Origin of the sequence: Phreatobacter aquaticus (genome assembly GCF_005160265.1) — a bacterium.
Lineage (GTDB): Bacteria > Pseudomonadota > Alphaproteobacteria > Rhizobiales > Phreatobacteraceae > Phreatobacter > Phreatobacter aquaticus.
Genome location: NZ_CP039865.1, coordinates 1,595,470 through 1,609,160, shown reverse-complemented (window position 1 = coordinate 1,609,160; position 13,691 = coordinate 1,595,470). Strand labels below are relative to the sequence as shown.

Annotated in this window: 9 protein-coding genes; 3 read left to right on the top strand and 6 right to left on the bottom strand. The window is 63.1% G+C overall.

Translation table 11 applies throughout. The features are described 5' to 3' along the window. Nucleotides 1-10 precede the first annotated feature (10 nt). From E8L99_RS07445 to E8L99_RS07420, 6 genes are read right to left on the bottom strand one after another with little or no spacing between them, the layout of a single operon-like run. Nucleotides 11-850: a peptidylprolyl isomerase gene (locus E8L99_RS07445; RefSeq protein WP_137098948.1), complete on the bottom strand. Its 840-nt coding sequence runs from the start codon at nucleotides 848-850 to the stop codon at nucleotides 11-13. Then, nucleotides 847-1,572 (bottom strand): respiratory nitrate reductase subunit gamma, encoded by a 726-nt coding sequence (gene narI / locus E8L99_RS07440; protein ID WP_137098947.1) that lies wholly within the window; start codon nucleotides 1,570-1,572, stop codon nucleotides 847-849. The genes E8L99_RS07445 and narI overlap by 4 nt, the downstream gene beginning before the upstream one ends. A 13-nt stretch (nucleotides 1,573-1,585) precedes the next feature. Next, the gene (gene narJ, locus E8L99_RS07435) at nucleotides 1,586-2,341 is read right to left on the bottom strand and encodes a nitrate reductase molybdenum cofactor assembly chaperone (RefSeq protein ID WP_210421798.1); all 756 of its coding nucleotides are present in this window, start codon (nucleotides 2,339-2,341) and stop codon (nucleotides 1,586-1,588) included. After that, nucleotides 2,338-3,855: a nitrate reductase subunit beta gene (gene narH, locus E8L99_RS07430; RefSeq protein ID WP_137098945.1), complete on the bottom strand. Its 1,518-nt coding sequence runs from the start codon at nucleotides 3,853-3,855 to the stop codon at nucleotides 2,338-2,340. The genes narJ and narH overlap by 4 nt, the downstream gene beginning before the upstream one ends. A gap of 15 nt (nucleotides 3,856-3,870) precedes the next feature. Next, nucleotides 3,871-7,626, bottom strand: a complete 3,756-nt coding sequence (locus tag E8L99_RS07425; protein ID WP_137098944.1) for a nitrate reductase subunit alpha — start codon at nucleotides 7,624-7,626, stop codon at nucleotides 3,871-3,873. 17 nt (nucleotides 7,627-7,643) lie between these two features. Beyond that, on the bottom strand, nucleotides 7,644-10,388 hold the full coding sequence (locus tag E8L99_RS07420) for a nitrate/nitrite transporter (protein WP_137098943.1): 2,745 nt from the start codon (nucleotides 10,386-10,388) through the stop codon (nucleotides 7,644-7,646). A 249-nt stretch (nucleotides 10,389-10,637) separates the two neighbouring features. On the opposite strand from E8L99_RS07420, the gene E8L99_RS07415 reads away from it, so the two are divergent. The 3 genes from E8L99_RS07415 to E8L99_RS07405 all read left to right on the top strand — a co-directional run bounded on the left by E8L99_RS07415 (nucleotide 10,638) and on the right by E8L99_RS07405 (nucleotide 13,659). Further along, a complete protein-coding gene (locus tag E8L99_RS07415) occupies nucleotides 10,638-11,330 on the top strand; it encodes a cyclic nucleotide-binding domain-containing protein (protein ID WP_137098942.1) in 693 nt (230 codons plus the stop codon). Between the two features lie 528 nt (nucleotides 11,331-11,858). After that, the gene (locus E8L99_RS07410) at nucleotides 11,859-12,065 is read left to right on the top strand and encodes a helix-turn-helix transcriptional regulator (protein WP_137098941.1); all 207 of its coding nucleotides are present in this window, start codon (nucleotides 11,859-11,861) and stop codon (nucleotides 12,063-12,065) included. 481 nt (nucleotides 12,066-12,546) lie between these two features. Next, entirely contained in the window at nucleotides 12,547-13,659 is a 1,113-nt protein-coding gene (locus tag E8L99_RS07405; protein WP_137098940.1) for a site-specific integrase, read from the top strand. The last annotated feature ends 32 nt before the right edge of the window (nucleotides 13,660-13,691 follow it).

The window sequence follows — 13,691 nt, the reverse complement described above, 5'->3', positions numbered from 1 at the left end:
CTGATCTTTCCTAATGGACGCGGTGGGCTTGCGCGCCCGCCAGGTCGACGCCCCGGATATCGGCTGCAGACACCAGGCGCGCGACATATTGCGCGGTCGCCCGGCGCTCGACGGCGGAGGCGAGATAGCCGGCGATCCGGTCGCGGACGAGGTCGAAGGGCAGCGCCGCGCCCTCGATCCGTCGCGCCACGCGGACGATGTGGAGGCCAAAGCGCGTCGGGATCGCCATTGGCGAAACGGTGCCGGGCTCGATCAGCGCCATGGCCGCCTCGAATTCCGGCACGGTGGAGCCAGAGGTCAGCTGTCCGAGGGAGCCGCCCTGCGAGGCCGACGGGCAGCGCGAATGCGCGGCGGCGAGTTCGCCGAAGCGGGCCGGATCATCCTTCAACTCGGCAAGGATCTGGTCCGCCAGCACCTCTGCCGCCTGTCGGGCCTCGCCGTCTTCGGGCGAGGCGGCGAGAAGGATATGGCAGGCTTCCGTCAGGGTCGCCGAGCGAAAGCGGGCGGCATTCGCGGCGTAATATCGCCGACACTCGGCCTCAGTCGGCGTCGGTACGATCACCTCACGGTCAACGAGGCTACGGATTGCCGCTTCCTCATCAGTCTCGCGCCGGCCTTCGCCGTCGTCCATCGCCTCGCCGCTGACGCCGAGGCGCCTTGCCTCCTGAACCAGCAGTTCCTTGACGACCAGGGCGGTTGCCGCTGCCTTCCAAGCCTCGGACGCCTGGGCGCTCTGGTGGTTGCGGGCTTCGCGCAGGATGGCATCGCGGGCGATCACCTGGCCGTTGACGCTTACCGGCGTGCGGCCTGGCGCGGAGATCAGTGTGCGCGTGGGGGCTGCATGGGTCATCGGACGGGCCTCGCCTGGGGGGTTGCAACACGACGACCGTCGCGGGTGCGGACGATCTGGTAGCCACGTCGGCCGAGGTACCAGACCGGTGCCGACCAGACGTGGACAAGGCGGGTGAACGGGAAGACCATGAAGATGCTGAGGCCGAGCACGATGTGCGCCTTAAACACCAGGGCGACGTCGGAGATGGCCGCGGAAGCCCCCGGCTGCAGATAGGCGATGCCCTGAGCCCAGGTCATGAACTTGAGCATCTCGTGACCGTCCAGATGGCCGAGCGAGAACGGGATCGTCAGAAGCCCGAGGCAAAGCTGGGCGAACAGGATCAGGAGGATCGCGGTGTCGGAGAAGGACGAATTGCGACGGATGCGTGGGTCGAATAGGCGCCGGTGGATCAGCAGGACGAGGCCGATAAAGCATGCAATGCCGGCCACGCCGCCGGCCATGATCGCGAGGATCTGCTTGGCACCATGCGACACGCCGAGCGCATCGAACACCTGGATGGGCGTGAGCAGGCCGACGAGATGGCCGGCGAAGATGGCGAGAATGCCCAGATGGAACAGGTTCGAGCCCCAGCGCAGCTGCCGCTTGCGCAGGATCTGCGATGACGAGGCCTTCCAGGTGTATTGCTCGCGATCGAAGCGTATCAGACTGCCCGTGAGGAACACCGTCAGCGCGACGTAGGGATACCAGCCGAACAGGATGTGGTTGAGGGTGGCGGCCATGGCTCGCTCTCCTTCAGGCGCGCGGGATGTTGTTGTGGGAGACGATCGGGCGCGGCCCGACCGGCTTCGGCACGGTGACGCCGGCCGCCGGGCGGGTCGCCGCGCGAAGTTTCGAGCCGAGTGTCTCCTTGCCGCAGGCCGCCTCAGCGGCCCCCGGGCCGAAGATGACCTCCTCGGCCTCCCAGACGGCGTCGAGCGCCTCCAGATCATCGGCTTCTATGCCGTCGTCGGGAACGATCGCGGCGAGATCCTCCTGCTTGGGCCTAGCGCGCGACAGTTCGATCAGTCCGCGGAACAGGCCAGCATAGGGCGAGGACCGCTTCTCCAGGCGCTCAGCCAGCGTGATCAGGATGTGAACCGTCTCGCCGAGGAACGAGACAGCCTCGGCCGCCGGCCGTAGTGACAGGAATTCTAGGAAAAGCGGGATGAAGTCGGGCAGCTCGGAAGATGCGAGCGCGAAGCCCGCCTCCTCGTAGACCCCCTTCAGATCCACCATCGCCTGGCCGCGGTCGCGGCTCTCGCCATGAACGTGCTCGAAGAGATGCAGCGACAGTGACCGTGTCCGGTCGAACAGGAAGACGTAGCGCTCCTGCAGCTCCGTCAGGTCGTTCGCCCTCAGGTCGTCGAAGAGAGGTTGCAGCAGGCGCCGCCCGCTGGCCGAGAGAAGCGCCTCTCCGGAGAGGACAGCCTCAAGCTCGGGCAAAGCCGGCAGGAGGCCCGCCTGCGGGTAGGACAGCAGTGCCGAGAGAACCTTGAAGGTCTTCATCACGCGACTCCCATCGGGCTCTTGGCCTTGGGCTTGCCGAACAGGCTGGGCTTGGTGTCGCCGTCCGAGCAGCCATTGCCGAACGAGAACCCGCAATTGCCGCGCAGCTCGTAGGCGTCCTCGGTCCATTCCCGGTGGCTGGTCGGGATAACGAAGCGATCCTCGTAATTAGCGATCGCCATCACCTGGTACATGTCCTCGATCATCGCACCGGTCATCCCGACGCGCCGAGCGATGGTCTCGTCGATGACACCGTCGATGGTCTTGACACGCATGTAGGCGCGCATGGCGAGCATCCGCTCGAGGCCGGTGACGATCGGCTCCTCCTTGCCGGCGGTCAGCAGATTGGCAAGGTACTTGACCGGAATGCGCAGCGAGCGGACGTCGGGCATATCGCCGTCGACGCCGATCTTGCCGGCTTCCGCGGCCGACTGGATGGGCGAGAGCGGCGGCACGTACCAGACCATCGGCATGGTCCGGTACTCGGGATGAAGCGGGAAGGCGATCTTCCATTCCATCGCCATCTTCCAGACCGGCGAACGCTTGGCGGCCTCCAGCCAGTTCTCCGGAATGCCCTGGCGGCGGGCCTCTTCGATCACCTTCGGATCGTTCGGATCGAGGAAGAGCTTCAGCTGCTCCTCGTAGAGATCCTGCTCGTTCTCGGTTGCCGCCGCCTTCTCGATGCCGTCGGCGTCATAGAGGACAACGCCGAGATAGCGGATGCGGCCGACGCAGGTCTCCGAACACACCGTCGGCTGCCCCGCCTCAAGGCGCGGATAGCAGAAAATGCACTTCTCGGACTTACCCGAGCTCCAGTTGAAATAGATCTTCTTGTAGGGACAGGCCGAGACGCACATGCGCCAGCCACGGCACTTGTCCTGGTCGATCAGGACGATGCCGTCCTCGTCACGCTTGTAGATCGCGCCCGACGGACAGGCCGCGACGCAGGTCGGGTTGAGGCAGTGCTCGCACAGCCTCGGCAGATACATCATGAAGGTGTTCTCGAACTGGCCGTAGATCTCCTTCTCGATGCCTTCGAAGTTCTTGTCCTTCGAGCGCTTGGCGAATTCGCCGCCGAGGATTTCCTCCCAGTTCGGGCCCCACTCGATCTTCTCCATCCGCTCGCCAGAGATCAGCGAACGCGGGCGGGCGGTGGGGAAGGCCTCCAGCTCCGGCGCCTTCTGCAGGTGCTCGTAGTCGAAGGTGAAGGGCTCGTAATAGTCGTCGATCTCCGGCAGGTCCGGATTGGCGAAGATATTCGCCAGCACCCGCCACTTAGAGCCGATGCGCGGCTGGATCTTGCCGTTCTTCTTGCGGGTCCAGCCGCCCTTCCACTTGTCCTGGTTCTCCCAGTCCTTCGGATAACCGATGCCGGGCTTGGTCTCGACATTGTTGAACCAAGCGTATTCGACGCCTTCGCGATTGGTCCAGACGTTCTTGCAGGTGACCGAGCAGGTATGACAGCCGATGCACTTGTCGAGGTTCATCACCATCGCAATCTGAGCGCGGATCTTCATGGGAGTCTCTCCTTGTCACTCAGCAGCGAGGGCGGCGGCCTTCGCACGGGCTTTCGCCTCGTCGAAGGGACGTTCCAGCCAATCGACATGGGCCAGCTTGCGGACGATGACGAACTCGTCGCGGTTGGTGCCGATCGTTCCGTAGTAGTTGAAGCCGTAGGCCAGCTGGGCGTAGCCGCCGATCATGTGGGTCGGCTTCTGGACGACGCGGGTCACCGAGTTGTGGATGCCGCCGCGATTGCCGGTGGTCTCCGACCCTGGCACGTTCACGATCTTTTCCTGCGCGTGGTACATGAAGACCGTTCCGGTCTTGATGCGCTGGGACACCACTGCACGCGCCACCAGCGCGCCATTGGTGTTGAAGGCCTCCACCCAGTCGTTGTCGACGATATCGACCTTGGCCGCATCCTCCTCCGACAGCCAGACGATGGGCCCGCCCCGTGACAGGGTCAGCATCATCAGGTTGTCGGTATAGGTGGAGTGGATGCCCCATTTCTGGTGCGGCGTGATGAAGTTCAGCACCACCTGCTTGTTGCCGTTCGGCGCATGGGCCATCACGGGGTGGGTGGTCTTCATATCGACCGGCGGCCGATAGACGCAGAGCGCCTCGCCGAAAGCCCGCATCCAGACATGATCCTGATAGAGCTGCTGGCGCCCGGAGAGCGTCCGCCACGGGATCAGTTCATGAACGTTGGTGTAGCCAGCATTGTAGCAGACCTTCTCGCTCTCGATGCCCGACCAGATCGGCGACGAGATGATCTTGCGCGGCTGCGCCACCACATCGCGGAACCGGATCTTCTCGTCCTCCTTGGACAGCGCGAGATGGGCGTGGTCGAGGCCGGTGAAGCCCTCAAGCGATGTCCAGGCTTTCACCGCCACCTCACCATTGGTCTCCGGTGCCATCATCAGGATGACTTCGGTGGCATCGATGTCGGTGACGATTTTGGCCAGGCCCTTGTTGGCACCGTCGGCATGCTCGCCGTTCAGCTCCTTCAGCAGCTGAACCTCGTGCTCGGTATTCCAGGCCATGCCCTTGCCGCCATTGCCGACCTTGGCCATCAGCGGGCCGAGCGAGGTGAAGCGGGCATAGAGGTTCGGGTAGTCGCGCTCGATCACCTGGACCGCCGGCATGGTCTTGCCGGGGATCGCCTCGATCTCGCCCTTCTTCCAGTCCTTGACGTCGAAGGGCTGGGCGATCTCGCCGGGGGTGTCGTGCATGATCGGGGTCAGCACGACGTCCTTCTCGACGCCGAGCACCTCGGTGCAGACCTCCGAGAAGGTCTTGGCGAGACCCTTGTAGATCTCCCAGTCCGACTTCGATTCCCAGACCGGGTCCACCGCCGCCGTCAGCGGATGGATGAAGGGGTGCATGTCGGAGGTGTTGAGGTCGTTCTTTTCGTACCAGGTGGCCGTGGGCAGAACGATGTCGGAATAGACGCAGGTGGTCGACATGCGGAAGTCGAGCGTCACCAAGAGGTCGAGCTTGCCCTCGACGGTCTCGTCGCGCCACTTGACCTCGGTCGGCTTGACGCCGCCGGTGCGGCCGAGATCCTTGCCCAGCACGCCATGGGTGGTGCCGAGCAGATGCTTGAGGAAATATTCGTGGCCCTTGCCCGATGAACCCAGCAGGTTAGACCTCCAGACGAACATGTTGCGCGGCCAGTTCTTCGGATGGTCGGGGTCCTCCCAGGCGAAGTTGAGCGCGCCCGACTTCACCGACTGGGCGACATAGTCCTTGACCTCGAGGCCCGCGGCGGCGGCGCTGCCGGCGATCTCGAGCGAATTCTCCTGCAGCGTCGGATAGGCCGGCAGCCAGCCCATGCGCACCGCGCGGATGTTGTAGTCGATGATGGCGCCGTCCCAGTCGCCCTTCGGGGCCGTCGGCGAAAGGATGTCGCCGGCCTTCATGGTCTCGTAGCGCCACTGGTTGGTGTTGACGTAGAAAGCCGAGGTCGAGTTCTGCTGGCGCGGCGGACGCGCCCAGTCGAGCGCGAAGGCCAGCGGCGCCCAGCCGGTTTGCGGCCGGAGCTTTTCCTGGCCGACATAGTGCGACCAGCCACCACCCGACTGACCGATGCACCCGCACATGACCAGCATGTTGATCACGCCGCGGTAGTTCATGTCCGAGTGGTACCAATGGTTCATGGCGGCGCCGATGATGATCATCGAGCGGCCCTTGGTCTTCTCGGCGTTGCGGGCGAACTCGCGGCCGACCGTGATGATCTGGTCGCGCGGAACGCCTGTGACGCTCTCGGCCCAAGCGGGCGTGTAGGGCCCGGTCTCATCGTAGCTCTTGGCGACGGCATCACCGGCAAAGCCGCGATCGACACCGTAATTGGCCAGCATCAGGTCGTGGACAGTGGCGACCAGCGCCTCGCCGTCCTTCAGCTTGAGCCGGCGCACCGGCACCTTGCGCACCAGGATCGAGGCATCCTTGGTGGACGCGAAATGCTCATGCTCGATATTGCCGAAATATGGGAAGGCGACATCGGCAAGCTGTTCGCCGGCGCCGGTCAGGGTCAGTCGCAGCCGAGTCGGCGTGCCGGTGGCGTTCTTTTCCTCGAGATTCCACTTGCCCTTCTCGCCCCAGCGGAAGCCTACCGAGCCCTGCGGCACGCAGACATCGTCGGTGGTCTCGTCGATGCCGACCGTCTTCCAATCGGGATTGTTGGTTTCGCCCAGCCCGTCGGCGAAGTCGGATGCCCGGATCTGGCGCTCCGGCACAAGGCGGCCGTCCTGCTCGACGAGCCGCACCAGCATGGGCATGTCCGAGTACTGGCGGACATAGTCGTGGAAATAGGGTGCCTGGCGGTCGACGTAGAACTCCTTGAGGATGACGTGGCCCATGGCCATGCCGAGTGCCGCGTCGGTGCCCTGCTTCACCGAGATCCAAAGATCGGCGAACTTCGAGGCTTCCGAATAGTCCGGGCAGATCACCACCGACTTGGCGCCGCGATAGCGCGCCTCGGTGTAGAAATGGGCATCCGGCGTGCGCGTTTGCGGCACGTTCGAGCCCCAGAGGATCAGGAAGCCGGAATTGTACCAGTCGGCCGATTCCGGCACGTCGGTCTGCTCGCCCCAGGTCTGCGGCGAGGCCGGCGGCAGGTCGCAATACCAGTCGTAGAACGACATGCAGACGCCGCCGAGCAGCGACAGGTAGCGTGAACCGGCAGCATAGGAGACCATCGACATGGCCGGGATCGGCGAGAAGCCATAGATGCGGTCCGGGCCGAAGGTCTTGGCGGTATAGGCATTGGCCGCCGCGATGATCTCGTTGACCTCGTCCCAGGCGGCGCGGACGAAGCCGCCATGGCCGCGCTTGGAGGTGTAGCTCCGCCGCTTCTCCGGGTTCTGGACGATGGAGGCCCAGGCGGCCACGGGCGTCAGCGTCGCGCGCGCCTCGCGCCACAGCTTCATCAACCGCGAGCGGACCATGGGATATTTCACCCGGTTGCCGGAATAGAGATACCAGGAATAGGAGGCGCCACGGGCGCAGCCGCGGGGTTCGTGGTTCGGCAGATCCGGCCGGGTGCGCGGGTAGTCTGTCTGCTGGGTTTCCCAGGTGACGATGCCGCCCTTGACGTAGATCTTCCAGGAGCACGAACCGGTGCAGTTCACCCCGTGGGTGGAGCGGACGATTTTGTCGGACTGCCAGCGCCGCCGATAGGCGTCCTCCCAGGACCGGTCTTCCGTGGTGGTGATGCCATGGCCGTCGGCAAAGGTTCCGGTGGCCCTGGTGAAGAAGCTCAGGCGATCGAGAAAATGGGACATGGGTCAGGCCTCTCGGGTCACTGGGCGGGCTGAAGCGACGGCGCGGTCCGGCGGCGCTCGACGTCGTGCAGGACGCCGCCTTTGCGCGTGTAGACCGCCCAGGTGATGGCGATGCAGGTGAGGTAGAAGGCGAAGAAGGCCCACAGAGCGCCATTGACGGCGCCGGTCATCGCGATCGACGTGCCGTAGGCCTTGGGGATGAAGAAGCCGCCATAGGCCCCGATCGCCGAGGAGAAGCCGATGATTGCGGCCCCCTCGAGCTCGGCCTGACGGTTGCGGGTGATCTCGTCGGCGCCCGGCATGAGCCGCGGCATGTCCTTGCTCATGATCGCGGGGATCATCTGGAAGGTGGAGGCATTGCCGATGCCGGTGAGCATGAACAGCGCCATGAAGCTCAGGAAGAAGCCGAGGAACGCGCCGGGCTGGTCCTTGATCGTGATGAAGTAGAGGACAGCGAGGACAGCGGCCGCCATGCCGGCGAAGACCCAGAGCGTCACCCGGCCACCACCCCATCGATCGGAGATCCAGCCGGTGAGCGAGCGTGACATGGCGCCGACCAGCGGCCCGAGGAAGGCGAGCTGCAGGGCATCGACGCTCGGGAACAGCGTCTTGGACAGGAGCGGGAAGCCGGCGGAATACCCGATGAACGAGCCGAAGGTGCCCACATAGAGCCAGCACATCAGCCAATTGTGCTTGCGCTGGAAGATGACGGCCTGCTGAGCGAAGGTCGCCTTCATACTGGCGAGGTCGTCCATGCCGAACCAGGCGGCAATGGCGGAGGCTGCGATGAACGGTACCCAGATATAGCCGGCGTTCTGCAGGAAGAGCTTTGCGCCGCCCCCGATGTCCTGGGCCTCGCCACCGATGGCGCCGAACACGCCGACCGTGATGACCAGCGGGACGACGAACTGCACAACTGAGACGCCGAGATTGCCAAGGCCGGCGTTCAGGGCAAGCGCATTGCCCTTCTCGGCCTTGGGGAAGAAGAAGGCGATGTTGGACATGGAGGAGGCGAAATTGCCGCCGCCGAAGCCACATAGCAGTGCCAGGCCGAGGAAGATGACATAGGGCGTCGTGACGTTCTGCACCGCCATGCCGATGCCGATGGCCGGGATCAGCAGCGACCAGGTGGTCAGCGTCGTCCAGAGCCGGCCACCGAAGATCGGCGGCATGAAGCCATAGGCGATTCGGAGCGTCGCACCCGACAGACCGGGGAGCGCCGCGAGCCAGAACAGCTGGTCGGTCGTGAACTTGAACCCGACGGCGGGGAGCTTGGCCACGACCACCGACCAGACCATCCACACCGCGAAGGCGAGCAAGAGGTTGGGGATCGAGATCCAGAGGTTGCGGCGGGCGATAGCCTTGCCCTTCCGGGCCCAGTATTCTGCATCCTCCGGCTTCCAGTTCTGGATCGCGCCAGACGCGGCCAGCGCGCCCTGCTGGCCTGCGCCATGGATCGTCTGCATCTCCGGCAGTTCGGGTAGCGACGCGCGGGCAGTGCCGGTCTCGCGGGCTTCGCGCTCCATGTGCAGGACGGCAAAGTGCATCCAGACCAGCGAGGCCGTGGCAATCACGAACAACAGCCAGAAGCAGCTCTGCCAGACACCTGTGAGGTCGTTCAGGGCGCCGAACACGATCGGCAGGATGAAGCCGCCGAGCCCGCCAATCAGCCCGACAATGCCGCCAACCGGGCCGACACGGGTCGGGTAATAGACGGGGATGTGCTTGAAGACCGCCGCCTTGCCGAGGCTCATGAAGAAGCCGAGCACGAAGATAGCGACCATGAAGGCTATGAGGCCGGTTTCCAGGTGGAAGGCCACCGAGCCCGACGTGGTCCGCACAACATAGTCGGTCGGCGGGTAGGACAGGACGAAGGTGCAGACGACGCTGACCAGGAAGGTCCAGTACATTACGGTTCGCGCCCCGACCTTGTCGGAGAGATGGCCGCCATAGGCACGAAACAGCGAGGCCGGGATGGAATAGGCGGCGCCGACCATGCCGGCCGCGGCGATGCCAAGGCCGTAGACGTTCATCAGATAGCGCGGCAGCCAGAGTGCCAGCGCTACGAAGGCGCCGAAGACGAAGAAATAATAGAGCGAGAAGCGCCAGACCTGGACGTTCTTCAAGGGTTCGAGCAAGGCCGACATGGGCTCGGGCTTCTCGCCCTTGAGCCGGCGCGCCGCGAGCTGCGGGTCGTCTTTGGTGGTGAGGAAGAAGACGACGGCCATGACCGCGAGCACGACGGCCCAGACGATCGCCACCATCCGCCAGCCATAGGCGATCATGATAAAGGGCGCAGCGAACTTGGTGACGGCTGCGCCAACATTCCCAGCTCCGAAAATGCCGAGCGCGGTGCCCTGCTTTTCCTTCGGATACCATTTGGAGACATAGGCGATGCCGACCGCAAACGAGCCGCCGGCGATGCCGACGCCGAGCGCCGCGATCAGGAAGGTCGTGTAATCGTAGGCGAAGGTCAGCAGGAAGGTCGCCAGCGCCGCCGCCAGCATGGTGATCGTGTAGACAAGGCGGCCACCGTACTGGTCGGTCCAGATGCCCAGGATCAGCCGGATCAACGAGCCCGTCAGGATCGGTGTGCCGACCAGCAGTCCGAACTGCGTCTCGGTCAGGCCGAGGTCCCGTTTGATCTGGATTCCGATTATCGAGAAGATCGTCCAGACCGCGAAGCAGATGGTGAAGGCCAGCGTCGACATCCACAGCGCGCTGCGCTGGTCGGCCACCGGTACTGAAGACGTCGTGCTCATGACCTATCGTTCCTCATCGCGCGATCGGCTGATCACCGACGGCTGCGCAACACGGCAGAACAAAAGGCTGAACGACGGCATTATGTATTGATTGAAATCAACTACCGAGCGCGGATCTCGGGAAAATTACGAATTTTGACAGTAGATATTCTTAAATAATACATATGTTGGCTTTAAGAATTACATTATTGCACTTCATATTTGACAATTATCAAAAATGACGCAAGGCTATGGTTGAGGAGTCTGCACTTGCGCCCAACGGACGCCCATCTGGTTCGCGCCCTGCCGCTGTTCTGCGACATGGCTCAACCTGAATTCGATGCGCTGATGCAGGCCTCGTACCTTCAGCGCTTCCCGGCCCACGTCGAACTGGTGGCCGAGGGCGACAGCGCGGACTTTCTGCATGTCATCGTCGACGGCATGGTCGAACTCTATGCGACGCACGGAGACCGTGAGACGAGCATCGTGTTCCTGTCGCCGGTCTCAACCTTCATCCTGGCGGCGGTGCTGGTCGACAAGATTCATCTCCAGTCGGCCCGAACCCTCCACGCGTCGCGCATTCTGATGATCCCGGCGGAACTGATCCGCGCTGTATTCCAGCGCGATGGTGCATTCGCGCGCGCCGTTGTGAATGAGATGGCGGAGCGCTATCGCGAGGTCATTCGCGAACTGAAGGATCAAAAGGTGCGGACCGGCCTAGAGCGGCTGGCGGGTTGGATCTTGCGGAACGCGACCGTCAAGGACGGCATCCTAACGACGCTCATACCCTTCGAAAAAGGCAAGCTCGCCAGCCGTCTGGGCATGACCCGCGAAAATCTGTCACGCACTTTCGTAGCACTCGAATCCTACGACCTCACGGTGACCGGCAGGACAATCAACTGCCGTGATCCCGCTGCGCTCGAGAGCCTAGCGAGGCTGAATAGATTGATTGATGAGGTTTGAGACCGAACTCGTCGAGAGGTTTGATCGAAAACCTTCAAGATCCGTCCTTCAACCGTTGAAATCCTTAGTCCCATGCGCGGGATTGCGTCGTGGGCTCCGTTCGGCGAAGACGCCGTGATCCGGCTTCCCGCTGCGGCATGTCCATGGGCCACACGAATTGGATTCACCCTGCCCAGCCGACTGTCAGAATAGCGAGCCACTCGGTGCCGCGACCGAACCGATTGCCGCGGTTGAGGTGACCTAGGCGCTGCTTGGAGGCGAGGGGATCGCCAGCATCTGCTTTAGCGTTGCAGTTTATTTGCAGACTTTCAGCGCGTTGGCTGAGAACCAAAACGTCGATCTCCGACACTGGCCTTGATCGATTTATCCTTTTCGCTTCAGCCATTTGGCCTTGGAGCAAACGGGCCCTCAACGAAACCGAATTCGGCTAACGCCTAACCGAATTCGGTTAGGCGCAAACCGAATTCGTCCTCAGGCGCAATCGGCCTCCCTACAGCTGCCTCGTCTTCCCTGACACGAGGTAGCACCATGTCGGACCTTCCCGAACTCCCCGCCGCCGGCCTTTTGCGGCTCCCCGCCATCATCGCACCCAGAGGTCCCATTCCCGTCAGCAAGTCCACTTGGTGGGCTGGCGTGAAGGACGGCCGCTTCCCCCAGCCCGTCAAGCTAGGCTCGCGCATCACAGCGTGGCGGGTCGAGGACATCCGCGAATTAATGAGCAGGGGGGTAGCCTGAGATGGGCGGCCGCTTGAGCGCACACCGCGGTGTGCGGCTGCATCGCAGTTATACCATCGCGGAAGCCGCCCGCGCTCTCGTCAGCAGTGAGCTCACAATCCGCCGTTGGATTAAGCAGGGTCTACCGATCATCGCAGACAGGCGGCCCGCGTTGATCCTCGGAGCCGACTTAGTTGACTTCCTGGCAGCGCGAAAGCCGACAAAGCAGCGCTGTGCACCACACGAACTGTTCTGCTTTGCCTGCCGGCAACCCAGGCCCCCGGCCTTCGACGAACTCGAACTGCGCCCCCACGGGCGAGTAGGCGGCCTTCTCAGGGCGCTGTGTGCGACCTGTGCCACCGTCATGAACAAGCGCGTCTCTCCGTCAGGGTTGGCGGCGATTCTCCCGCCCTTCCGGGTATCCATCGTGGCGGCAGACAAGGACCTAGTTAAGAGCCGAAACCCCTGTCTGATTGATCACTTCCCGAAGGATGACTGAACCATGCGTAAGCACCACCCCAAGAACGAGCGCGTCAAAAGGGACTATTTCAGCTTCCTGGAAGCAGCGAGACGAAAGGCGCAGAAGAGCGTCGATCGGGTTGCAGCGGACATTGCCGCGTTCGAGGCTTCGATCGGCTATCGGGATTTTGCAGCCTTCCGGATCGAGTGGGCAAAGGCCTTCAAGCGCAAGCTGGAAGAGCAGGTGAACCCGGTGACCGGTAAGCCCTTGGCCAAGGCAACCGTCCATTCAAGGCTGATGAATGTGAAAGCATTCCTGTTCTGGCTCGCAGGTCAGCCCCGCTACCGGTCTCGGATCAGCTATTCGGATGCCGACTATTTCAACCCCTCGGCGAATGACAGCCGCATTGCGACAGCTCGACGCAACCGAGCCGCTCCGACCCTGGAACAGATCCGACACACTATCGGCTTGATGCCTTCCGGGAGCGACATCGAGAAGCGTGATCGCGCTCTAATGGCCTTCGCGATACTAACCGGCGCACGCGATGACGCAATCGCGTCGCTATCACTTGGCAATGTCGACATCGACAAGCGCTTCGTGCTTCAGGATGCCCGAACGGTCCGCACCAAGAACCGCAAGACAATCGACACGTGGTTCTTCCCGGTTGGCGACGAACTCGAAGCCATCGTAACCGAATGGGTTCAGTATCTGACATCAGCCAAGCTGTTCGGTCCCGCCGACCCGCTCTTCCCTGCCACAGATGTGGCGCCGGATATAGATGGTCTCTTCAAGCGGCGAGGGCTGTCACGGCGACACTGGAAGAATGCTGACGTCATCCGTCGCATTTTTCGGGAGGCTTTCGAGGCCGCGGGATTGCCGTATTTCAATCCGCATTCCTTTCGGAAAACTCTCGCCCTGCATGGCGAGCGGACCTGCCGCACCCCGGAGGAGTTCAAGGCCTGGAGCCAGAACCTCGGCCACGAAAACGTCCTGACAACATTCACGAGCTACGGCGAGGTTTCACACCACCGGCAGGCCGAGATTCTCGATGGTTTGCGCACGCAGGGCGCGACGAGTGCCGACGGGAAGCCGGACGGGAAGCCGGACGGGAAGACGATCAAGCTCGTGCTGGATCACCTTAGGACAGTAGCCTGATATCCGCATGCCAGACACAGTTGCAATGACCA

Excerpts from the sequence above, each read along its gene's own strand:
- E8L99_RS07445 (WP_137098948.1), bottom strand. The coding sequence starts at position 850 with ATGACCCATGCAGCCCCCACGCGCACACTGATCTCCGCGCCAGGCCGC.
- narI (WP_137098947.1), bottom strand. The coding sequence starts at position 1,572 with ATGGCCGCCACCCTCAACCACATCCTGTTCGGCTGGTATCCCTACGTC.
- narH (WP_137098945.1), bottom strand. The coding sequence starts at position 3,855 with ATGAAGATCCGCGCTCAGATTGCGATGGTGATGAACCTCGACAAGTGC.
- E8L99_RS07425 (WP_137098944.1), bottom strand. The coding sequence starts at position 7,626 with ATGTCCCATTTTCTCGATCGCCTGAGCTTCTTCACCAGGGCCACCGGA.
- E8L99_RS07420 (WP_137098943.1), bottom strand. The coding sequence starts at position 10,388 with ATGAGCACGACGTCTTCAGTACCGGTGGCCGACCAGCGCAGCGCGCTG.
- E8L99_RS07410 (WP_137098941.1), top strand. The coding sequence starts at position 11,859 with ATGTCGGACCTTCCCGAACTCCCCGCCGCCGGCCTTTTGCGGCTCCCC.
- E8L99_RS07405 (WP_137098940.1), top strand. The coding sequence starts at position 12,547 with ATGCGTAAGCACCACCCCAAGAACGAGCGCGTCAAAAGGGACTATTTC.